We start from the raw sequence: 21,610 nt of genomic DNA, 5'->3' as shown, positions 1-21,610 counted from the left end.
TTACACGATTACGCCGTTGCACAGTCAAGGGGTCACGAGGCGTCGGGGCGCTCCGTGGCGACCCGCCGGAACTCCTCGAGCACCGCGGCCGTCGGGGCGTCGGTGCCGCGCCCGGCCCGGGTCGCCGCGTAGATCGACCGCGCGGGCGGCGGGCCGGTCAGGGGCACCACGCGCAACCCGCTGGGCCGCAACGGGTGCGCCAGTCGCGGGACGAGCGCGACCCCCGCCCCCGCAGCCACCAGGGCCGCCAGGGCGTCGTACTCGCCGGTGTGGTGACGCACGTCGGGGGAGAAGCCCGCGGCCGCGCAGGCGCCCATGGTGATCTGCGCGCACGCGTCGTCGGCGGCCGCGGCGATCCACTCCTCGCGGGCCAGTTCGGCGAGGTCGACCTCGTCGCGGTCGGCGAGCCGGTGGTCGGCCGGCAGCAGGACGTCCAGGACGTCGGTCAGCAGGTCGACGCGGTCGTAGCGGGCGTCATCGCGGCGCGGGCCGCCCGGGTGGTCGACGGCGACCACGACGTCGAGCTCGCCGGCGTCCAGCCCCGCGATCGCCACGACGGGGTCGCGTTCGCGCACCAGCAGCCGCAGCCCGGGGCGGTCGCGGCGCAGCCGTCGCAACGCGGGGGCGACGACGGCGAAGACGGCGGTGGCCAGCGACCCGATCCGGACCTCCCCGACCGCCCCGGCGTCGAAGGCGACGAGGTCGGCGCGGGCCTTCTCGAGCTGGGCGGCGACGGCGTCGGCGTGCGCGAGCAGGACGCGGGCCTGACCCGTGAGCCGGACGCCGCGGCCCTGGCGCTCGAAGAGCGGGACGTCGAGGTCGCGGGCCAGGCCGGCGAGCTGCTGCGAGACGGCCGAGGGGGTCAGGTGCAGGGCGGCGGCGGTCGCGGCGACCGTGCCGCGCCGCTCCACCTCGCGCAGGAGGCGGAGCCTGCGCAGGTCGATCGTGAAGTCCTCACTGTCGAGACTCATGAGGAAACTCTAGCTGGACTGAACGTTCGCCGGGGGTGGACGATCGAGGCGTGACCCGCCGCGCCGCCCTGATGTTCGCCGCCCTCGGCGTCGCCTGGGGCATCCCCTACCTGCTCATCAAGGTCGCGGGCGACGAGCTCGCCCCGTCCACGCTCGTGCTGGCCCGCACGGCCGTCGCCGCGCTCGTGCTCGCACCCATCGCGTTGTCCCGCAAGGAGGTGCGCGACAGCCTGCCGACGCTGGCGCGGCACTGGAAGGCCGTCGTCGCCTACACCGGGTTCGAGATCGTCGGCCCCTGGCTGTTCCTGGCCCGGGCCGAGCACGACCTGCCCAGCTCCACGACCGCCGTCATCATCTCCGCGGTGCCCGTGGTCGGTGCGGTCCTCGCCCTCGCGACCCGGCGCTCCGAGCGCCTCGGCGGCCTCGGCTGGGCCGGTCTGGCCCTGGGGACCCTGGGGGTGGCGACCCTCGTCGGCTTCGACCTCGTCCCCACCCAGTTCGGCGCCGTCGCCGAGCTGGCCGTCGTCGTGGTCGGGTACGCCGTCGGGCCCGCGATCCTCGCCCGCCACCTGTCCGAGCTGCCCGGGATGGCCGTCGTCCTCGCCAGCCTCGTGCTCTCCGCCCTCGTCTACGTCCCCGTCGTGGCGCTCGGGCCGGGCCTGCCGGACGCGGTGTCCGCCCCCGTCGTGGCCTCGGTCGTCGTCCTCGCCCTCGTCTGCACCGCGGGGGCCTTCCTCCTGCTGTTCGCCCTCGTGGGCGAGATCGGCCCGGTGCGCTCCACCTCCATCGTCTACGTCAACCCCGTCGTCGCCGTCGTGGCCGGGGCCGTCGTGCTGGGGGAGCGGATCACCCTCACCACCGTCGCCGGGTTCGCGCTGGTGCTCGCCGGTTCCTTCCTGACGACCCGCGGCCCCCGCGAACCCGCCCGGAACGCGCCCGGGCAGCCCGCGGCGCCGCTTACCGTGGAGGCATGACGCCGGACGGGGAACTGCGCTGGACCCCCGGCCGCCCCGTCCCCGTCGCCGCCATGCTCACCCCGCTGCGCCGCGGGGCCGGGGACCCGACCCACCGCCTCGACCCCGACGGGACGTTCTGGCGCGCCACGCGCACCCCGGAAGGCCCCGTGACGCTGCGCGTGCGGGGCCTGCGCGACGCCGTCGAGGCGCAGGCCTGGGGGCCCGGCGCGGACTGGGTGCTCGCCGGGGTCCCCGAGCTGCTGGGCGCCGCCGACGACACCTGGGCCGACTTCGTCCCGAACCCCGAGCACCCGCTCCTGGTCCAGTCCTGGCGGGCGAACCCGCACTGGCGCACCACCCGCACCCGCGCCGTGTTCGAGGCGGTCTCCGCCTCGGCGCTGGAGCAGGTCGTCACCTGCGTCGAGGCGTTCGCCGCGTGGCGCCGACTCGTGCAGCGGTTCGGCGAACCCGCCCCCGGGCCGGGCGGGCTGATGCTGTCGCCGACCCCCGAGCAGTGGACCCGCATCCCGTCCTGGGAGTGGCTGCAGGCCGGGGTGGAGCTGCGCCGCCGCAAGGTCACGATCCTCGCCGCGTCCCGCGCCACGGGCCTCGAACGCACGCTGGGGATGGGCCCGGAGGAGGCCGACCGCGCGTTGCGGTCGCTGCCGGGGATCGGGGTGTGGACGTCGGCGGAGGTCCGCCAGCGCGCCCACGGCCACGCCGACGCGTTCAGCTTCGGCGACTACCACGTCGCCAAGAACGTGTCGTTCGCGCTGACGGGGGAGGTCCTCGACGACGCCGGCTGCGCCGAGGTCATCGAGTGCTACCGCGGGCACCGCTACCGCGTGCAGCAGTTGCTGGCCTTCGCCGGGGTGGTGCGGCCGCGGCGGGCGCCGCGGATGACCCTGCCGACGCACACCCCGAACCGGGCGGTGCGGCGGGGGGCGTTCTCCGCGCGCTGAGGCGGGGCCCGGTGAGCCGGGCACGATCGATGACCGTTCAGGCGCCCGGACCGCGCAGCGTCCCGAGCGCCCGCGCGAACGCCCGCACCGGCGACCCGTCCCCGCCGCTCAGGGCCAGCGGCACGGCGAAGAACTCCACCCGCCCCGGCAGTGCCGCCAGGTTCGTGAGGTTCTCCACGAGGACCCCCGGGTCGTCCCGCGTCCCGAGCAGGACCCGGTGGACGGCGAGGGTGCCGGGGGCGTCGACGCTGGGGCCGTCGATCCCGACGGTCCGCACCCCCGCCTCCCGCAGCGCCCGGGCTGCCGCGACCGTGAGGTGGGTCTCGTCGGACCCGCTGCGCAGCAGCACGATCCGGCACCCGGAGACGTCGGGCAGCCGCTCGATCGCCGTGGCCCCGCGGACGTCGAGCACGACGGCCTCGCCGGCGAACAGGTCCAGGGGGAGTTCGTCGATCGCCGGACCGTCGGGGTCGACGTGCGCCGGGGCGTCGACGTGGGTCCCCGTGTGCGAGCCCAGCGCGAGCTCGGTGATGCGGAAACCGTCACCCGCCACGACCCGGGCCGAGAACTCCGGGTCGCCGGGGAACACCGGCATCCCCGGGTGCAGGGGCCGGGTCAGGTCGACCCACATCAGCGGGGGAGTTCGACGACCCGCACGACGACCCCGTCGGGGACGCGGTGGACGAGACCGGCGAGGAACTCCGTCCACAGCGCCGACAGCACCCGCTGGGTGAGGACGCCGAGGGAGAAGTCGTCGGCGGCCTCCAGGTGCAGCGCCGGGCCCTTCACGAACACCTTCCCGTCGAGGACGGGCCCGGCGGCCAGGGCCACCTCGGCGGTGCGTTCGAGGCGTTCGGTCAGGGTGCCGGGCGTCACGGGCGGGGGTTCGACGGCGCCGGCGCCCAGGGCGGCGCGCACGGCCTCGACGTGACCGAGGCGGAACCAGTCGCCGGCCGCGTCCCGCACGAGCGAGCGGGCGCCCGGGCCGGGGTCGTCGGCCGGCAGGACGAGCTCGGCGAACCCCCGGAACAGGGCGGCGGGGACCCCCGAGGTCTTGCCCTTGACGAGGTCGGCGGCGGCGGCGATCTCGTCCACGAGGGCGCGGGCGGTCACCGACAGGTCCCGGCCCTGCGCGTCGACGGTCCCGCGCAGGTCGTCGAGGACGTCGAGCCCGGCGGCGCCGAGGGCGAAGTCGGTCTGCCCGGCGCGCCAGGGGCGCCCGGCGGTGTCGGTGACGACGACGCCGACGACGGCGCCGGTCAGCTCGTGCAGCCGGGCCCGCAGGTCGCGGGCCGCGGCGTCGGGGTCGGGCGGCAGCGTCAGCACGACGTCGCCCTCGACGTTGGAGGCGTCGACGCCGGCGGCGGCCATGACGGGCCCGGCCGCGGACTGCACGACGCGCGAGACGCCCGCCGGGGTGCGGCGCGCGGCGACCAGGCGCCGGGACTCGCGCAGGACGACCTCGTCGCGGTCGGTCGCGGGCACGCTCAGGCCGGCGGCCTTGGACACGACCTTGCTGGAGATCGCGATCACGTCGCCGTCGTTGAGGGAGGCCCGCTGCAGGTGCAGGGCGTCGACGACGAGCCGGGCGACGTCGTCCCCGGCGTGCACCTCGCCGATGCCCGTCAGCCCGACGATCTGGACGGGGTGGGGGGAGTGGGCGCTCACGCGGCACGCTCGGCGTCGACGAGTTCGAGCGCGAGGTCGAGCGCGGCGCCGGCCAGGTCGGCCGTGGCCCGCGGGTCGCTCATGAGCAGCGGCCGGCGGCGCACGTGCAGACCGGCGCGCACCGGGGGCTCGTCCTCCTCGGCCACGAGCCAGCCGTCGAGGAAGTCGGCGTACAGACCCGCGACGGCGGCCGCGGTCGTGGGGACGCCGATCGCGGCCAGGCAGGCGTCGGCCATCCCGCGCACGGGGGCGCCGCCGATCACGGGGGAGACGCCCACGACGGGGGCCGCCGTCGCGGCGAGGGCGTCGCGGATCCCGGGGACCTGCAGGATCGTCCCGATCGAGACGACGGGGTTGCTGGGCGGCAGGACGACGACGTCGGCGTCGCGGACCGCCTCGAGCACGCCGGGGGCGGGGGTCGCGGCGGCCGCGCCGACGGGTTCGATGGCCAGCGCGGGCACGGCCGCGTGCAGGCGGACCCACCACTCCTGGAAGTGCACGCGGCGCGTCGAGCCGTCCGGTCCGGCGAGGTCGACGTGCGTCTCGACGACGTCGTCGGTCATCGGCAGGAGGCGGACCCCGGGCTGCCAGCGCTCGCACAGCCGGGCGGTGACCTGCGAGAGGGTGGCGCCCTCGGCGAGCATCCGGGTGCGGACGAGGTGGGTGGCGATGTCCTTGTCGCCCAGGGTGAACCACGACGGTTCGGCGCCGTAGACGGCCAGTTCGGCCGCGACGCCGGAGGACTCCTCGGCCCGCCCCCAGCCGCGGACCTCGTCGATGCCGCCGCCGAGGGTGTACATCACGGAGTCGAGGTCGGGGGAGATCCGCAGGCCGTGCAGGGTGATGTCGTCGGCGGTGTTGCTGATCACGGTGACGCGGGCGTCGCGGCGCACGGGGTCCTGGGCGGCGGCCAGGTGGTTCAGCAGGCCGCGCAGGAACCGGGCGCCGCCCACACCACCGGCCAGTGCGGTGATCCGAAGGGGTCTGATCGCGTCGCTCACGGGGGCCATCATCCCCCGGCGCGACCCTGCTCACCCGAACGGACCAGCGGGCGAGGGGTTCCGGTCGTGTGCCTGGTGTGACGGATGTGGTCAGGGTCTCCGCACGAGGAGCACGAGATACCACGGTGGGCTTGACTCTGAGGGACGACACGCGTGTAATTCCACTAGTGGTGGTCGCACGGTGACTTGCACATCACGCGGAGTGACAGACCGAGGCTGCGGGGGCACCAGTGAGCGATGACATCGAGTACCTCGAGGACGAGGACGGCGCGGAGGACGGTGTCGGCTTCCCGTCGGCGGACGGTCGCCCCGAACTCGCGCTCGTCGACCTGACCGGGGGCCTGACCGGCCTGTCCGGCCTGACCCCGGAGGACCCGGGCTGGCAGGAGCTCGCGCTCTGCGCCCAGACCGACCCCGAGGCCTTCTTCCCCGAGAAGGGCGGGTCCACCCGCGAGGCCAAGCGCGTCTGCCTCGGCTGCGAGGTCCGCCAGGAGTGCCTCGAGTACGCGCTCGGCAACGACGAGCGCTTCGGCATCTGGGGCGGGCTGTCCGAGCGCGAGCGCCGTCGCCTCAAGCGCCAGATCAGCTGAGATTCCTCCCCCCGCGCGCTGAAGTCGCACCCCGGACCTGACGAGAAGTCAGGACGGGGGGACCGCCGGTCCTCGGAGTCAGCACGGGTCACGGGGGGCGGTTCCATGAGCCAGTCGATCTGGGAGCGGCGGCAGGCCGTCGCCTCACGACTGGAGGAGCACGGCAAGGTCGACCGCGTCGTCAAGGACGAGTTCGCGACGGCCCTGGCCGCCGCGTCGCTGCAGCCCGCCGACGTCGACCCCCACGGCCACCTCGCCCGCGCCGTCACCGCCGTCGCTCACCTGGCCGCCGGCGACCCCGGCTACGACGTCGTCCTCGGTCTGCCCTCGGGTGCCCACGGCGTCCGCGTCCACACCGGGCCCGACGGTCGCGTCGTGGTCGCCGTGGTCTCCCTCAGCGTCGCCGAGCCCGCCCCGGCGGCCGTGGCCTCCGAGCTCGCCGCGCTCCTCTGGCAACGCTGACACGCCCGTCCGCGCTCACGAACCCCTGGAACCACCCGAACGGACCCTCAGGGACGCCGTTCCGCCCGACGATCACTCAACCAGCGCCGGATCCCCGGCTGAACGTCACTGACGACCGTTGGTGCGCCACCGGCGCACGCTGGAAGAGGAGCAGGCATGACCTTCCTGTTGCGCCGCGTCCGGGTGGGCGCGCGCTTCGCCATCGCGTTCGGGGTGATCCTCGCGCTGACGCTGCTGACGGGGGCCGTCGCCTTCATCGGGAGCAACGAGCAGTCCAAGACCGTGCAGCAGACGCGCGACGCGTCCCGGCTGGTGAAGTACGTCGACCAGCAGCGGTACTACGACGCCGACATCAGCGGCTGGCAGGCCGCCTACGCGTGGGACACCTACCGCATCGGCGTCGACGGCGCGCTGGCCGACGACAACCCGAACCGCGCGCGCTACCTGCAGGACCGCACCGACCTCGTCACGGCCCTCAAGAGCGCCCCGCTGAACCTCATGACGGCCCAGGAGAAGGCCCTCAACGTCGAGCTCATCGGCCTGTGGGACCAGTTCATCGACTACGACAACCGCGCCGTCATCGCCTACCAGGAAGGGCGCACCGCCGACGCCGAGGAGCACATCCTGCAGGGCGGCTACCCCGTCTACCAGCAGATCCTCACCGAGATGGACAAGCTGGAGACGTCCGTCACCGCCCGCAGCGCCGCCGCCGAGGCCCACGCCGCCCACGTCGCGCAGGTCGCCCGGGCCTTCATCATCGGCTTCGCCGTCCTGGCCGTCGTCCTCGTGGCCCTCATGCTCGTCGCCCTGGTCCGCACCGTCGTCACGCCGCTGCGCCAGCTCACCCAGCGCGCCGACGAGGTCGCCTCCGAGCGCCTGCCGCAGGCCATCGCCCAGATCCAGGTCATGGCCGCCGACGCGACCCCGCCGACGCTGCCGGCCTTCGCCGTCACCACCAAGGACGAGCTGGCCGACCTTGCCGTCGCCTTCAACCACGTCCAGGACAGCGCCCTGGACCTGGCCGTGGAGCAGCACCGCGCCGACCGCGCCGCCGCCGAGATGCTCGTCAACCTCGGCCGCCGCAACCAGAACCTGCTCAGCCGCACCCTGGCCTTCCTGTCCGACCTCGAACGCAGCGAGCGCGACCCGCAGGTCCTGGAGAAGCTGTTCAAGCTCGACCACCTGTCCACCCGCGTCCGCCGCAACGCCGAGTCGATGCTCGTCCTGGCCGGCGCCGACCAGACCCGTGCGAAGTCGCGCCCGGTGAAGGTCTCCAGCGTCGTGCGCGCCGCCCTCGCCGAGATCGAGGACTACCCCCGCGTCGACCTGGCGCGCTTCGACGACCTCACGCTGCACGGCAGCGCGGCCGCCGACATCACCCACCTGCTGGCCGAGCTCCTGGAGAACGCCACGGCCTTCTCGGCGGGCAGCACCCGCGTCGTCGTCACCGGCGTGGCGCAGTCCGAGGGCGGTTTCCGCCTCAGCATCGCCGACTCCGGCATCGGGATGGGTTCCGACGAGCTCGCCGTGGCCAACAGCCGCATCGCGAACGCGGCCCTGACGCGCCCCGACTCCAAGCTCCTCGGCCACCACGTCGTCGGCCTGCTGGCCGACCGGTGGAACCTGTCCGTGACCCTCAGCGCCGGCGCGGCCGGCGGGGTCGTGGCGGTCGTCGACCTGCCGCCGACGCTGTTCGTCGCCGCCCCGGTCGACCCGGTCCAGGAGATCGCGGCCGAGATCGCGGCCGAGGTGCCGGTCCAGCCGGTCACCCAGCCCGTCGTCCCCGTCGCCGAGCCCGCCCTGGTCGCGGCCGTCGCCGCCGTCCAGGCGGTCGAGCCCGTCGCCCCGGTCCAGCCGGTCGTCCCGGTCCAGCCCGTCGCCTCGGCGGCCCCGGTCGCCCCGGCGGCCCCGGTCGTGCCGGCCCCCGCCCCGGTGCAGCCGGCCCCCTCGGTCCCGGCGCAGCCGTCGGCGCGGGTGCGCGGCGCCCAGCTCGGCGAGCTCGGTCGCGACCTCGGCCGCACGGCCGAGACCGGCCAGGGCCCGCAGGTGGCCGCGCTGCCGGCCGACGCGGTCGTGCCCACGGTCCCCACCCGGGTCCGCGGGGCGCAGCTGCCCGACACCGGTGACGACGCCGCGGCGACCGCCACCACCCAGCGCTCGGCCGAGCAGGTCCGCCGCGGCCTGTCCGGCCTGCAGAGCGGTGTCTCCCGCGCCCGCCGCGACAGCGCCGCCCAGTCCACCGACCCGACCACCGAGAGCGAGTGACCATGAGCGTCAACGTCACCACTGCGAACGTCAGCCAGAACGCGCAGGACGTCAACTTCCTGCTCGAGCGGTTCGTCGACCAGACCCCCGGTGTCGAACAGGCCATCGGCGTCTCCTCCGACGGCCTGCTCATGACGATGAAGGCCGACCTGGCCCGCGCCGACGCCGACAAGCTCGCGGCGACCGTCTCGGGTCTGACGACCCTGGCGGTCTCGGCCTCCCGGCTGCTGTCCAAGGGCCCGCTGAGCCAGGTCATCACCGAGTTCGGCGCGGGGTACCTGCTGGTGTCCTCGATCGCCGGGCGCGCCTGCCTGGGCGTCGTCACCTCCGCCGACTGCGACCTGGGCCTGGTCGGCTACGAGACGACGATGCTCGTCGAGCGCGTCGGCTCGCTCCTGACCCCCGAGCTCGTCACCGAGCTCAAGACCTCGCTGCAGCTGTGAGCCCGGCCGGGTTCGACCCCGAGGACGTCGACGAGTTCGACGAGTTCGACCGCCCGTTCCTCGGGGGTGCTGCGGCCCCGGCCGCTCCCACCGCCTCCTCCTCCGCGACCGCGGAGGAGGAGGACGGGGAGGTGCGCGCCTACCTGCTCACGGGGGGCCGCACCGGCGGCGGCGCGGCCGGCATCGCCATGGAGACCACCGCCGTCCTCACCCCGGTGGGGGAGTTCGCGGTGGCGGGCGGGACGCTCCCGTTCGAACTGGGCCAGGTCGCCGCGACCTGCGCCCAGGCCCGGTCCGTGGCCGAGGTCGCCGCCCTCGTCGGCATCCCGCTGGGGGTGGCCCAGGTGCTGGTCGGCGACCTCGTCGCCCGAGAACTGCTCATCACGACGTCCACCGCGAAGTCCCTCGCGTTCGACGTCTCGTTCATCGAGAGGTTGATCACCGGTGTCGCTGCACTCTGACGTCCGCCCCGCCGCGGCGGCCCCCTCGGCCCCCGCCAAGCGCCCCCCGATCCCCGTCAAGATCCTCGTCTCCGGCGGCTTCGGCGTCGGCAAGACGACGACCGTGGGCGCGCTGTCCGAGATCGAGCCGCTGAGCACCGAGGCGGCCATGACGTCCGCCTCGGTGGGCGTGGACTACGCGGGGGAGGGCAGCGAGAAGACCACGACGACGGTCGCGATGGACTTCGGCCGCGTCACGATCGACGAGAGCATCATCCTGTACATGTTCGGCACGCCCGGGCAGGACCGGTTCGGCTTCATGTGGAACGACCTCGCCGACGGCGCCCTCGGGGGCATCGTCCTGGTCGACCCCAGCCGCATCGACGACTGCTTCGTCGCGCTGGACTACTTCGAGAAGATCGGCCTGCCGTTCGTGCTGGCCGTCAACTCCTTCGCGGGCCGTTCCCAGCTGTCGCTGGAGCAGGTGCGCGCGGCGGCGAACGTCGACCCGGCCGTGCCGGTCGTCGCCCTCGACGCCCGCCAGCGCGAGGACGTCAAGCGCGCTGTCCTGACGCTGCTGCAGCTCATCCTGTCCCGGGCCCGCGCGGCCTGAAACTCTGCGGCGCAACGACAGAGCCTGATCGAGACGGGGGTGGTGGTCCTGGGGCCACCGCCCCCGTCGTCGTTCTCGTGGAGGACGAACCCGTGCGTTCCCGCGAGCAGTTGCTCGCCGACACCGGGGACGACTCTGCAGGTGTCCTCCGTGGGGCTGCCTGGAACCGGGAACAGGACAGGCTTCCTCGCAGAGCCCTCGCCGTCGTCGAGGCAGGTGCGGCTGGTCGAGAAGACCGCCGCCTGCCTGGCTGAGGTGTTGCAGCGGACCGTTGCGCGGTCTCGCTGGGAGGTCTGCGGTGGAGAACCTCGCGAGGTGGAACCCCACGAGCCGATGCTCCGGAGACCGTTCGGCCGGGTCGATCCCGCTGCCGTCGTCTCCACGCAGGCTCCGGGTCCTGTCGACTTCGGCCGGACGCCTGAGCCTTCCCCGGCAGCAGCGTGCGCGATTCCTGGCCGGTCCGGTGCCCGCTGAGCACTGCTGCCGGGCCCCCCGGAGCAAGCCGGCCCTCGTCCTGCGGGGTGCTCGCTCTCGTCATCCTCCCGGTGACGAACGGCGGGGTGCCGCGGTGGACGCAGCGTCGCGGACGTGGTGGGGCCCTACTCTGCCGGTCATGGCCCCAGCGCGTTCAGGTCCGTGGTCGGCCACGTCGCCGGCTCCGCTGCGTCGCCTGCCCGCCGCCGCGACCCGCCTGCTGACGGCGTGGGCGGACCTGGACCGTTTCGAGGCCCCCGACGTCCCGATGCGCGGTGGGGACTACCACCACGTCGACGCCTTTCCCGCCCACGAGCCGGCCGTCTGGCCCCCGGCGACGGTCAAGGCCCCGGGATCGGGGTCTCAGGTCCGGTGCACGCAGGTGCTGGTGGGATGCATCCCGGTCCCCGAGGTGGAGGACGCCTTGGACCGGGTCTTCGGTGACCTGCGCCTGCAGGCGCACGGTCTCAAGCCCCGCCGGGGCGGGGCGTCGGTCCCGGCCCACACGTGCCGAGCCTCGTTCCTGCTCGACGAGACGGGCAGGCCCCTGCCGGACTCCTTCGACCACGCGGTGCTGCTGGACTTCGTGCGTCACGTCGAGCACGAGGTGCGCGGTGGGCGCGGGGTCGACGACGTGGTCCGCACCGGCCTGGGCAAGCTGGACGTCTTCCAGCAGGAGCTGCGCGAGCGGTGGGGGAAGGCGATCGAGGGCAGCCGCGCCTCGTCGCCGTTCGCCGCTGTGCAGCAGTGCCTGGCGGCCGTCGAGGCGGGGGGCAGCAGGAACCACCGGGTGTCGGTGACGTGGATCGAGCGCGACAGCGAACCTCCGCGTCTGCTGCCGGCGTTCTTCCACGACGACTTGGAAGCCGCCGCCACCGGGCCGACCTCCGCCCTGCTGCACCACTACCTGCAGGGGGACCAGGCGAGCGCCCCTCCGGGAGCCGTCGACGTGCGGGCCGGTGAGCACCCTGCCGTGGACCTGCTGGACCCCGCGCTGCTGCCTCGCGCGGCCTGGCCGAGCGAGCACCTCCCCCGCTTGTCCCAGCAGATCGCCCTCACGGCCCTGCTGAACGGGCAGGCGCCGGTGTCGGGGGTGAACGGTCCGCCGGGGACGGGCAAGACGACGTTCCTGCGCGACGTGTACGCCAACGTCATCACCGACCGCGCCGGTGTCCTGGTCACCTGCGCCGATCCCGCCGCCGCGTTCGGCAAGGGGCGCACGGTCGACCTGGGCGGCACCGAGACCGGCTACTGCTACGCCCCTCCCGCTGACGCTCGCGGCTTCGAGATGCTCGTGGCCTCCAGCAACAACGCCGCCGTCGAGAACGTCACCCGGGAGATCCCCGACCTGGAGGCGCTGGGCAAGACCCACCGCGAGAACACCACCTACTTCCGCACCGTCACCGGAGCCGAGACCGTCCAGAAGACGGTCAAGAAGAAGGGCGCAGTCGCCTCGACCCTAGACCGGGCCCCGGAAGAAGTGACCCGCCCGGGGTTGCTGCCCGAGGGCAAGCAGGCGTGGGGTCTGGGCGCAGCCGCCCTCGGCAGCCGGGACCGCGTCGGCGCCTTCCAGCAGGTCCTGGACCCCTACACCGGGGACAGCACGCCGTGGCACCACCTGTTCGCCGAGCTCACCCGCCCCGGGCCCCTCACCTGGCAACAGGCCCGGCGGAACTTCCACGACAGGCGCCGCGCCGTCGACGAAGCGATCGAGCAGCTGCAGCGGACCCGTCAGGAGGTGACCCGGCTCCCGCTGCTGCAGTCCGCCCGCGACGAGGCCGCCCGGACCGTGGAGGCGCACCGCGGTGACCTGGCTGCCGCCCGCACCGCGGTCACCACACTCGCGAATGCAGCTGATCGGGCCGACACCGGCCTGTCGGAAGCACGCGCCCGCCTCACCGAGAGCGCCGCGGGGCGACCGGGCCGGCTGGCCAGGACCTTCGGCAGCGGGGCGGCCCGGGCGTGGCAGCGTGAACGCGACGCCGCCGTCACGGCCGAGGAGACGGCCTCGCGTGCGGCCGACGGCGCCCACCGGGCTCTCGACGAGGCCCGTGAGGAGGAGACGTCCGTCCGCACGCTGCTGGGGGTGTCCATCGACGCCCTCGCCGCCGCCCAGACCCGCCTCGCGCAGGCGCAGACCGCCGCCGGTGCCCTGGACCCCGAGCGTCACGTCGACGACGAACGGTGGTGGCGACGCAGCGTCGAGGACCGTGAACTGGGCACCGCGTGGGTCGACGAGTCGCTGCAGCGCCTGCGGATCGAGTTGTTCCAGGCCGCCCTCGCCGTCCACGAGGCGTTCGCCCGCGCCGCCCACAAGCAGGTCCGCGGAAACCTGCGGCTGTGGTTCGCCCTGCAGAACGGCAAGGTCGCCGACCACGAGATCCCCGCCGTGGCCCCGGACGTGTGGGCCTCGCTGTTCCTGGTGGTCCCGCTGGTCTCCACGACGTTCGCCTCGGTGGCCCGCCTGCTGCAGCACGTGCCGTCGGGATCGCTGGGTTGGCTCATCGTCGACGAAGCGGGGCAGGCCACCCCCGGTGCAGCGGTCGGGGCGATGGGCCGTTTCCGGCGCGCGGTCGTCGTCGGTGATCCGCAACAGCTCGAACCGGTGGTGACCCTGCCCCGTCAGCTCATCCGTCAGCTCATGACCACTCGCGGGGCCGACCTGGATTTCAGCCCCCACCGGACCTCGGTGCAGCGACTGGCCGACGCCGTCACCACGCGGGGCACGACTCGGCTGGGGAAGTGGATCGGGCTGCCCCTGATCGTGCACAACCGCTGCGACGACGTCATGTTCAGCATCGCCAACCGCATGGCCTACCAGGACGCGATGATCCAAGGCCGAACCCGTCCGGTCCGCGACGACGCCGCGGCCCTGGGACCGAGCTGCTGGATCGACGTGGTGGGCCCCGTCGACGGGCACGTCGGCGCTCAGGACTGGGCCGCGGTGCGTTCCATCCTGGACCGCATCGACTGGACGGCCCCCGCCGACGAGGAACACCCTCCGTTGAGCGTGGCCGTGATCAGCCCGTTCCGCGACGCCGTCGCCCAGCTGTCGACCCGCGTGCCGGCCCACCTGAAGGCCCTGCTCCCCCGGGACTGGTCGGCGGAACGGGTGAAGAAGACCCTGGCCCGCGTCGAGGTCGGCACCGTCCACACCTTCCAGGGCAAGGAGCACGACGTCGTCCTGCTGGTCCTGGGTGGGGGCAGCGCCGGTGCCCGGTCGTGGGCGGCGGAAACCCCGAACCTGCTCAACGTGGCCGTGACGCGAGCCAAGGACCGGCTCTTCGTGATCGCCTCGTACGAGAACTGGCGCGGCGCGGGGCACGCCGGCACCCTCGCCTCGATGCTGCCCCGGGTGCCCTTCACACCGGTCTGAGGCGGTGGGGGACGCGAACCTGAGCGGGGGAGACCACCTGCCCGTCGCTGGTCCCCGGTGCAGCTGATCCGGGTGCAGCCGACCCGGTGCGGACGACCTCGCCGCGACGGCGTCAGTCGGTGTAGCGGGGGTCCACGTCCTCGGGCGGCAGTTCGAGGAGGTGGGCCACCTGCTCCACCACGACGTCGGCGACCAGGTCGTCGAGCTCGTCGCCGTCGGCGCGCGTCTCCAGCGGCCGGCGGTACAGCACGACCCGGGCCGGGCGCTGCCCCTGCGCGGGGAACAGCCGGCCCAGCGGCACGACGTCGTCCTCCCACGGGGCGGGGTCGGAGGGGGGCACGTCCTCGACGGCGAACTCGACGCCCGCCAGCTGCTCGGCCCAGCGGCGTTCGAGCAGCTCCACGGCGTCCAGGACCAGGTCGTCGAAGCGTTCCGCGCGGGTGCGCGCCGCCGGCAGCGAGGCGGGCAGCAGGGGGCCGCGCAGCCCGCGGCCGTGCCGGTCTCGGCGTCGGCGGTGGCGGGTCTGAGCCCGGCGTCGGAGGACCACCGGGCGAGACTACCCACGACCCGGGCACGACACAGCCCGCCGACCTGAGCGCCGGCACGCGCGGCGGGCGGTAGCGTGCCGCGGGTGACCACCCGCAGCCCAGGGACGAACGCCTCCCGCCCGGGAGCCGGCCGCCCCGCCGCACCCAGTGCCCGACGCTGTTCGCGGACCGCGTGCGGGAAGACCGCGGTCGCCACCCTGACGTACGTGTACTCCGACTCCACGGCCGTCCTCGGGCCGCTGGCCACGTTCGCCGAGCCCCACACCTACGACCTGTGCGCCGACCACGCCGAACGCCTCACCGCGCCCCGCGGCTGGGAGGTCGTCCGGCTGGCCCCCGAGCTGCTCGAGGCCGCCAAGCACCACGACGACCTCGACGCCCTCGTCGACGCCGTCCGGGACCAGCCCCGCACCCACGGCGCCGCCGCGCGGGGCATCGACCCCGACGCCCCGGCCGTGCGCCGCTCCCACCTGCGCGTCATCGCCGACGAGCAGTAGGCCGGCGGGCGAGCCGCCCGTCGGGCGGCAAGTCCCCCGGACGGCCGACTCAGCCCGCGCGGCCGGCTGCCGATGGACCCCCGTGCCCGCAGCCAACGCGCCCCGCGCCTCCCGTCGCCCCCGCGCCGCCCGGACCGCCCCGCCGCTGGGGTCCCTGACCCAGGCCGTGCACCGCGAGACCGCCTTCTGCGCGCACTGCGGCAGCGAACGCGTCACCCAGCTGTCGATGTCCCTGACCGACGGCACCCCCGTGCAGTTCGTCTCCTGCCACGTCTGCGAGGAGCGCAGCTGGACCTCGCCCAGCGGCCCGATCTCGGTCGACGGCGTCCTGGAGCGCACCCGCAAGCAGTAGCGGTCCGCGAGTGATCCACGCCGCACCACGGCCGTCGACGGGCCGCCGCTTGTAGGCTCCGCAGCGTGACCGCCCCGACCAGGAACCTGTCGTCCGTCATCAAGGCCTACGACGTCCGGGGCACCGTCCCGGACCAGCTCGACGCCGACGTGGTCCGCGCCATCGGCGCCGCCTTCGCCGAGGTCGTCGTCCTGCCCGAGCACGCCGGGGAAGGGTCTCCCAAGGCCGTCATCGGCTACGACATGCGGCCCTCCTCCCCGGAGCTGTCCCGCGCCTTCGCCGACGGCCTCGCCTCCCGCGGCGTCGACGTCACCGTCATCGGCCTGTGCTCCACCGACGGGCTGTACTTCGCCAGCGGGTTCCTGGGCATCCCCGGGGCCATGTTCACCGCCAGCCACAACCCGGCCCGGTACAACGGGATCAAGATGTGCCGCGCCGCGGCCAGGCCCGTCGGGCAGGACTCGGGCCTGACCGCCGTCCGCGAGCTCGCGCAGCGCTGGCTGGACGCCGGCGAGGTCCCCGCCGGCGGTGACGGCCGCGTCGGCACCGTCGACGAGCAGGACCTGCTGAAGGCCTACGCCCACCACCTGCGCTCCCTGGTCGACCTGACCGGCGGCCGGCCGCTGAAGGTCGTCATCGACGCCGGCAACGGCATGGGCGGGTTCACCGCCCCCGCGGTCCTGGGCACCGACGCCGGCCTGGGCGCGCTGCCGCTGGACGTCGTCCCGCTCTACTTCGAGCTCGACGGGACGTTCCCGAACCACGAGGCCAACCCCCTGGACCCGAAGAACCTCCTCGACCTGCAGCGGGCCGTCCCGCAGCACGGCGCGGACCTGGGCCTGGCCTTCGACGGCGACGCCGACCGCTGCTTCGTCGTGGACGAGAAGGGCGACCCGGTCAGCCCCAGCGCGGTCACCGCGATGGTGGCCCGCCGCGAGATCGCCAAGGAGGTCCGCGCCGGCCGCGAACCCGTCGTCATCCACAACCTCATCACCTCCCGCGCCGTCCCCGAGCTCATCGCCGCCGACGGCGGCAAACCCGTCCGCACGCGCGTCGGGCACTCCTTCATCAAGGAGCAGATGGCCTCCGAGGGCGCGGTCTTCGGCGGGGAGCACTCCGCCCACTACTACTTCCGCGAGTTCTGGTCCGCCGACACCGGCATGCTCGCCGCGATGCACGTCCTGGCGGCCCTGGCCGAGCAGGACCGCCCGCTGTCCGAGCTGGCCGCCGAGTACGAGAAGTACGTCGCCAGCGGCGAGATCAACTCCACCGTCGACGACGCGGCCGCCACCACCGAGCGCGTCGTCGCCGCCGTCAGCGAACGCGCTGCGGCAGAAGGCGAGGAGCTCGAGATCGACCGCCTCGACGGGGTGACGGTGTTCCACCCGGCCTCCGCGAAGGAGCCCATGTGGTGGTTCAACCTGCGCGCCTCGAACACCGAGCCCCTGCTGCGGCTGAACGCCGAGGGGGCCGACGAGGCGACCATGACCCAGGTGCGCGACCGCGTCCTGGGACTCGTGCGGGGGGAGAACCGATGACGCAGGCCGACTGGGTCCTGGAACTGCTGCGCTGCCCGCTGACGGGACAGACCCTCGCACCGGTGACGCTCGACGGGCAGGAGTTCCTCCAGACCCCCTCGGGCATCCGGTACCCCGTGCTCGACGGGGTCCCCGTCCTGCTCGTCGACGCCGCGATCCAGCCCGGGACCCAGCCGTGAGCGCCTTCGACGAGGCCCTCCTGGCCGACGGGGACGCCCTGGCGGCCGCCGACGTCGGGGGAGTGCTGCGGGCGCTGGCCAGCTCCGGCGCCCAGGTCCGCGAGGCCCTGGACCTGTCCGCCGAGGCGGCGGTGGCGCGGCTGGCCGACGACGACCGGCCCCGGGCCGTGGTCATCGCCGCGCTGGCCGGCAGCTCCGCCGTGGCCGACCTCGTCCAGGCCCTCGCCGGCCGCAACTGCCCCGTGCCGGTCGTCGTCCGGCACGGCGGCCCGCTGCCCAGCTGGGTCGGCCCGCTCGACCTCGTCGTGGCCGTCTCGCTGTCCGGGCGCGCGCCCGGGCCGCTGACCCTGGCCGTGGAGGCCTCCCGCCGCGGCGCCCGGGTCGTCACGGTCGCGGGGGAGGGTTCCCCGCTGGCCGAGATCGGCGCCCGCAGCGGCAACGTGCAGGTCGTCCCGGCCCGCGGGGTGCGCGCCGACGGGGGCGACCCCCGCTCGTCCCGCGTCGCCCTGTGGTCGCTGGCGACGCCCGTGCTGCTGGCCTGCGACGCCCTGGGGCTGCTGCAGGCCTCCCCGGCCGACCTCGCCGGCGTCGCCGACCGCCTGGACGCCGAGGCCGAGGCGTCCCGGCCCTGGACGGAGACGTTCGTGAACCCGGCGAAGGCGCTCGCGGCCGAGCTGGCCGGTGCGGTGCCCGTGGTCCTCGGCGACGGGCACCTGATGGCCGCCGCGGCGCGCCGGGCCGCCGGGATGCTCGCGCGCACCTCCCGCGTCCCGGCGGTCAGCGGGGCCCTGCCCGACGACGCCAGCGAGGTCGTCGCGACCTTCGGCGGCCCCTTCGCCACGGGTGCCGCGGCGGACGTCGACCCGGTCTTCGCCGACCCCTTCCTCGACGGCCCGGCCGGTCCGCGGATGCGGCTGGTCGTCCTGCGCGACGCGCCCACCGCCGTCTCCGACGAGGACCGGCGGCTGGCCGACGCCATCACGACCACGGCCGCCGACGCCGGGGTCCGCACCTCCGAGCTGGTGGCCGACGACGGGACCCCCGCCCAGCGGCTCGCGCAGCTGATCGCGCGCACCGACTTCGCCTCGACGTACCTGGCGCTGGCCTGCGGCGTCGACCCGGCGCGGTCCCCGCACGTGGCCGACCTCAAGGACCGGCTGGGGTAGCCCGGCCCCCACCGGCGGGGCTCACCCGGGGAAGCGCACGCCCGTGAACTCCTCGGACTGCCGCCACAGGCGTTCTGCGACCCCGGGGTCGAGGCTGCGGCGCGAGCTGTCGATGACGACGGCCTCGCCCCGCATGTGCAGCCACCGCCGCGGCCCGGTGAAGGTCCCGCCGGGCGTGGCGGGGTCGAGGGCCAGCAGCGTCGGCCACGCGCCCTGCTCGGGCGACTGCGCGAGGTGGCGCACCGCCCAGCCGCCGTCGGCCCCGGTCATGCCCGTCGCGACGTAGCCGGGGTGCGCGGCCGTCGCGGTCACCGCCGACCCGGTGGCGGCCAGGCGCCGCTGCAGCTCGTGCGTGAAGACGAGGTTGGCGAGCTTGGACGTGGCGTAGGCGCGGAACGGCCGGTAGCGCGTGCGGGTGAAGTCCACGTCGTCGAGCCGGCCCGCGCGCTCGGCCCGTGAGGAGACGGTGACGACGCGGCGCCGGATCCGGGGCAGCAGCAGGTTCGTCAGCGCGAAGTGGCCCAGGTGGTTCGTCGCGAACTGCAGCTCCCGGCCCTCGGGGGTGCGCTGCAGGGTGGGCACCGAGCGCCCGGCGTTGTTGACGAGGACGTCGACGGTGCCGGGCAGGTCGTCGGCGAAGGCGCGCACCGACGCCAGGTCGGCCAGGTCGAGGCGGCGCACGTCGACCGTGCCCGGGACGCCCGCCGCCAGGGTCTGCGCGGCCCGGTGGCCCTTGCCGGGGTCGCGCACGGCCAGGACGACGTGGTCCCCGCGCGCGGCCAGGGCCCGGGCCGTGGCCAGGCCGATGCCGCTGGTGCCGCCGGTGAGGACGACGGTCTCGGGGTGGTCGGGAGGAGTCATGACCTCAAAGTAGGCGGTGACAACAAAGTTGGCAATGCCAACACCCGATTAGGATCGGCGCGTGAGCGAGCACCCGTTCCACCACGGCAACCTGCGCGCGGCGCTGCTCGACGCCGCGGAACGGACCCTGCGCGAGGGCGGTCTCGACGAGCTGTCCCTGCGCGCCCTGGCCCGCGAGGCCGGCGTCAGCCACAGCGCACCCCGTCGCCACTTCGCCGACCGCCGGGCGCTGCTCGACGGTCTGGCCGAACGCGGCTTCACCCGGCTGAACGACGCCCTGGGCGACAGCCCCGACGTCACCGCCGCCGCCCGCGCCTTCGTCGACTTCGCCGTGCGCGAACCGGCCCTGCTCGACCTCATGTTCACCACCAAGGGCGACCAGGCGTCACCCGCGACGCGGGCCGCCGCGGCCCGGTTCTTCGCCACCGTCGCCGCCACCCTGCCCGCCGGCCCTCCCGCCGCCCCCGGCTACCCGCCGCTGCGCCAGCTCCTGCTGGCCGCGACCCTGCAGGGGGTGGCCGCCATGGCGGCCTCGGGACGGCTGCCCCCCGACCTCGCCGACCGCCTCGTCATCGAGGCCGCGGACCTCCTCACCGCCCCCGGCCCGCGACCGGCGACGACCCGCGGCGCGTACCCTGGAGACAGCTCCGGCGTGCGGTGATGCCGTGCGAGGCCCAGAGAGGCCGCGCCGGGGAACGTCACGAACCGCACGAGAGGACTCGCATGTCTTTCGAGTACCAGGTCCGGGACCTTTCCCTGGCCGAGGCCGGGCGCCACGAGCTGCGCCTGGCCGAGCACGAGATGCCCGGGCTCATGGCGCTGCGCGCCGAGTTCGGCGACTCCAAGCCCCTCGCCGGCGCCCGCATCGCCGGTTCCCTGCACATGACCGTGCAGACCGCCGTCCTCATCGAGACCCTCGTCGCCCTCGGCGCGCAGGTCCGCTGGGCGAGCTGCAACATCTTCTCCACCCAGGACCAGGCCGCCGCCGCGGTCGTCGTCGGCGACGGCACCGTCGACGAACCCGCCGGGGTCCCCGTCTTCGCCTGGAAGGGCGAGACCCTCGAGGAGTACTGGGCGCTCGCGGACCGGATCTTCGACTGGGGCACCGACGCCGAGGGTCACCGCATCGGCCCCAACATGATCCTCGACGACGGTGGCGACGCCACGACGCTCGTCCTGGAGGGCAAGCGCTTCGAGGCCGCCGGGGCCGTCCCGGCGACGACCGCGGAGGACTCCGAGGAGTACGCCGTCGTCCTGGAGCACCTGCGCAAGAGCCTCGCCGAGGACCCCGAGCGCTGGACCCGCATCGCGGCCGGCATCAAGGGCGTCACCGAGGAGACCACGACGGGCGTGCACCGCCTCGACGAGTACTTCCGCAACGGGGTCCTGCCCTTCCCGGCGATCAACGTCAACGACTCGGTGACCAAGTCGAAGTTCGACAACAAGTACGGCACCCGCCACTCGCTCATCGACGGCATCAACCGCGGCACCGACGTCCTCATCGGCGGCAAGACGGCCGTCGTGTTCGGCTACGGCGACGTCGGCAAGGGCTGCGCGGAGTCGCTGCGCGGCCAGGGCGCGCGCGTCGTCGTCACCGAGGTCGACCCCATCAACGCCCTGCAGGCTGCGATGGACGGCTACCAGGTCGTCCGCCTCGAGGACGTCGTCGAGACCGCCGACCTCTTCATCACCGCGACGGGCAACAAGGACGTCGTCATGGCGGCCGACATCGCGAAGATGAAGCACCAGGCGCTGATCGGGAACATCGGCCACTTCGACAACGAGATCGACATGGCCGGCCTCGCCCGGATCCCCGGCGTCGAGAAGGTCGAGATCAAGCCGCAGGTCCACGAGTGGCGCATCCCGGCGTCCGAGGGCGTCGCGGCGCACAGCGTCATCGTCCTGTCCGAGGGGCGTCTGCTGAACCTGGGCAACGCGACGGGCCACCCGAGCTTCGTCATGTCGAACTCGTTCGCCAACCAGGTCCTGGCGCAGATCGAGATCTTCACCAAGCCCGAGAGCTACCCCGTCGGCGTGTACCGCCTGAGCAAGCAGCTCGACGAGAAAGTCGCCCGCCTGCACCTGGACGCGCTCGGCGTCCGGCTGACCGAGCTCACGAAGTCGCAGGCCGACTACCTCGGCGTCGACGTCGAGGGCCCGTACAAGTCGGAGCACTACCGGTACTGACCGCACCCCGGGTCGTCCGCCGGCGCCCGGCACCCCGCCTCGGGGTGCCGGGCGTCGGCGT

The 21,610-nt window shown here is 74.5% G+C and carries 22 protein-coding genes; 16 read left to right on the top strand and 6 right to left on the bottom strand.

Going from position 1 to position 21,610, the window contains the following annotated elements; all coding sequences use genetic code 11:
* Positions 1 to 32 precede the first annotated feature (32 nt).
* Complete coding sequence (locus tag CLV37_RS18840) at positions 33 to 971, bottom strand: LysR substrate-binding domain-containing protein (protein WP_106213300.1); 939 nt, start codon at positions 969 to 971, stop codon at positions 33 to 35.
* A 50-nt stretch (positions 972 to 1,021) separates the two neighbouring features.
* Here CLV37_RS18840 and CLV37_RS18835 point away from each other — a divergent pair, with 50 nt between their 5' ends.
* Positions 1,022 to 1,945: a DMT family transporter gene (locus tag CLV37_RS18835; RefSeq protein ID WP_106213298.1), complete on the top strand. Its 924-nt coding sequence runs from the start codon at positions 1,022 to 1,024 to the stop codon at positions 1,943 to 1,945.
* On the top strand, positions 1,942 to 2,889 hold the full coding sequence (locus CLV37_RS18830) for a DNA-3-methyladenine glycosylase family protein (RefSeq protein ID WP_106213296.1): 948 nt from the start codon (positions 1,942 to 1,944) through the stop codon (positions 2,887 to 2,889). The genes CLV37_RS18835 and CLV37_RS18830 overlap by 4 nt, the downstream gene beginning before the upstream one ends.
* A 37-nt stretch (positions 2,890 to 2,926) precedes the next feature.
* Here CLV37_RS18830 and CLV37_RS18825 read toward each other — a convergent pair whose 3' ends face one another.
* Genes CLV37_RS18825 through cofD form a run of 3 tightly spaced genes read right to left on the bottom strand, consistent with a single transcriptional unit; the run spans position 2,927 to position 5,567 of the window.
* Complete coding sequence (locus CLV37_RS18825; protein WP_106213294.1) at positions 2,927 to 3,520, bottom strand: cyclase family protein; 594 nt, start codon at positions 3,518 to 3,520, stop codon at positions 2,927 to 2,929.
* Entirely contained in the window at positions 3,520 to 4,557 is a 1,038-nt protein-coding gene (gene cofE, locus CLV37_RS18820) for a coenzyme F420-0:L-glutamate ligase (protein WP_106213293.1), read from the bottom strand. The genes CLV37_RS18825 and cofE overlap by 1 nt, the downstream gene beginning before the upstream one ends.
* A complete protein-coding gene (gene cofD, locus CLV37_RS18815; protein ID WP_106213500.1) occupies positions 4,554 to 5,567 on the bottom strand; it encodes a 2-phospho-L-lactate transferase in 1,014 nt (337 codons plus the stop codon). Before cofD ends, cofE begins: the two co-directional genes overlap by 4 nt.
* 320 nt (positions 5,568 to 5,887) lie before the next feature.
* On the opposite strand from cofD, the gene CLV37_RS18810 reads away from it, so the two are divergent.
* From CLV37_RS18810 to CLV37_RS18780, 7 genes are all read left to right on the top strand, one after another.
* Positions 5,888 to 6,148, top strand: coding sequence for a WhiB family transcriptional regulator (locus CLV37_RS18810; protein WP_170127374.1), 261 nt, complete (start codon positions 5,888 to 5,890; stop codon positions 6,146 to 6,148).
* A 105-nt stretch (positions 6,149 to 6,253) separates the two neighbouring features.
* Complete coding sequence (locus tag CLV37_RS18805) at positions 6,254 to 6,610, top strand: hypothetical protein (protein ID WP_106213289.1); 357 nt, start codon at positions 6,254 to 6,256, stop codon at positions 6,608 to 6,610.
* A gap of 156 nt (positions 6,611 to 6,766) precedes the next feature.
* Entirely contained in the window at positions 6,767 to 8,875 is a 2,109-nt protein-coding gene (locus CLV37_RS18800) for a HAMP domain-containing protein (protein ID WP_106213286.1), read from the top strand.
* 2 nt (positions 8,876 to 8,877) lie between these two features.
* Positions 8,878 to 9,318: a roadblock/LC7 domain-containing protein gene (locus CLV37_RS18795; protein WP_106213284.1), complete on the top strand. Its 441-nt coding sequence runs from the start codon at positions 8,878 to 8,880 to the stop codon at positions 9,316 to 9,318.
* Positions 9,315 to 9,779 (top strand): DUF742 domain-containing protein, encoded by a 465-nt coding sequence (locus CLV37_RS18790; protein WP_106213281.1) that lies wholly within the window; start codon positions 9,315 to 9,317, stop codon positions 9,777 to 9,779. Before CLV37_RS18795 ends, CLV37_RS18790 begins: the two co-directional genes overlap by 4 nt.
* Positions 9,763 to 10,371 carry a GTP-binding protein gene (locus CLV37_RS18785; protein ID WP_106213278.1) on the top strand — a complete coding sequence of 203 codons (609 nt, stop codon included), beginning with the start codon at positions 9,763 to 9,765 and terminating at the stop codon, positions 10,369 to 10,371. The genes CLV37_RS18790 and CLV37_RS18785 overlap by 17 nt, the downstream gene beginning before the upstream one ends.
* A gap of 613 nt (positions 10,372 to 10,984) precedes the next feature.
* Entirely contained in the window at positions 10,985 to 14,221 is a 3,237-nt protein-coding gene (locus tag CLV37_RS18780) for a DEAD/DEAH box helicase (protein WP_106213276.1), read from the top strand.
* A 112-nt stretch (positions 14,222 to 14,333) separates the two neighbouring features.
* Here CLV37_RS18780 and CLV37_RS18775 read toward each other — a convergent pair whose 3' ends face one another.
* Complete coding sequence (locus CLV37_RS18775) at positions 14,334 to 14,768, bottom strand: metallopeptidase family protein (protein ID WP_106213273.1); 435 nt, start codon at positions 14,766 to 14,768, stop codon at positions 14,334 to 14,336.
* Positions 14,769 to 14,852: 84 nt separating this feature from the next.
* Between CLV37_RS18775 and CLV37_RS18770 the strand changes: the two genes are divergently transcribed.
* The 5 genes from CLV37_RS18770 to CLV37_RS18750 all read left to right on the top strand — a co-directional run bounded on the left by CLV37_RS18770 (position 14,853) and on the right by CLV37_RS18750 (position 18,501).
* Positions 14,853 to 15,266: a DUF3499 domain-containing protein gene (locus CLV37_RS18770; protein WP_106213271.1), complete on the top strand. Its 414-nt coding sequence runs from the start codon at positions 14,853 to 14,855 to the stop codon at positions 15,264 to 15,266.
* A gap of 82 nt (positions 15,267 to 15,348) precedes the next feature.
* Positions 15,349 to 15,618, top strand: a complete 270-nt coding sequence (locus tag CLV37_RS18765; protein WP_106213269.1) for a hypothetical protein — start codon at positions 15,349 to 15,351, stop codon at positions 15,616 to 15,618.
* A 65-nt stretch (positions 15,619 to 15,683) separates the two neighbouring features.
* Entirely contained in the window at positions 15,684 to 17,156 is a 1,473-nt protein-coding gene (locus tag CLV37_RS18760) for a phosphomannomutase/phosphoglucomutase (protein WP_106213267.1), read from the top strand.
* Positions 17,153 to 17,335: a Trm112 family protein gene (locus CLV37_RS18755; RefSeq protein ID WP_106213265.1), complete on the top strand. Its 183-nt coding sequence runs from the start codon at positions 17,153 to 17,155 to the stop codon at positions 17,333 to 17,335. The genes CLV37_RS18760 and CLV37_RS18755 overlap by 4 nt, the downstream gene beginning before the upstream one ends.
* Positions 17,332 to 18,501 carry an SIS domain-containing protein gene (locus tag CLV37_RS18750; protein ID WP_106213263.1) on the top strand — a complete coding sequence of 390 codons (1,170 nt, stop codon included), beginning with the start codon at positions 17,332 to 17,334 and terminating at the stop codon, positions 18,499 to 18,501. The genes CLV37_RS18755 and CLV37_RS18750 overlap by 4 nt, the downstream gene beginning before the upstream one ends.
* 21 nt (positions 18,502 to 18,522) lie before the next feature.
* Here the strand turns inward: CLV37_RS18750 and CLV37_RS18745 are convergent, their stop codons facing one another.
* The gene (locus tag CLV37_RS18745) at positions 18,523 to 19,362 is read right to left on the bottom strand and encodes an SDR family NAD(P)-dependent oxidoreductase (protein WP_106213261.1); all 840 of its coding nucleotides are present in this window, start codon (positions 19,360 to 19,362) and stop codon (positions 18,523 to 18,525) included.
* Between the two features lie 61 nt (positions 19,363 to 19,423).
* On the opposite strand from CLV37_RS18745, the gene CLV37_RS18740 reads away from it, so the two are divergent.
* Positions 19,424 to 20,023, top strand: coding sequence for a TetR/AcrR family transcriptional regulator (locus tag CLV37_RS18740; protein ID WP_106213259.1), 600 nt, complete (start codon positions 19,424 to 19,426; stop codon positions 20,021 to 20,023).
* Between the two features lie 62 nt (positions 20,024 to 20,085).
* Complete coding sequence (gene ahcY / locus CLV37_RS18735; RefSeq protein ID WP_106213257.1) at positions 20,086 to 21,549, top strand: adenosylhomocysteinase; 1,464 nt, start codon at positions 20,086 to 20,088, stop codon at positions 21,547 to 21,549.
* Positions 21,550 to 21,610: the final 61 nt, after the last annotated feature.

It is taken from the genome of Kineococcus rhizosphaerae (assembly GCF_003002055.1).
GTDB lineage: Bacteria > Actinomycetota > Actinomycetes > Actinomycetales > Kineococcaceae > Kineococcus > Kineococcus rhizosphaerae.
The sequence above is the reverse complement of the archived record's forward strand: the minus strand, read 5'-3'. Positions and strand labels throughout refer to the sequence as shown.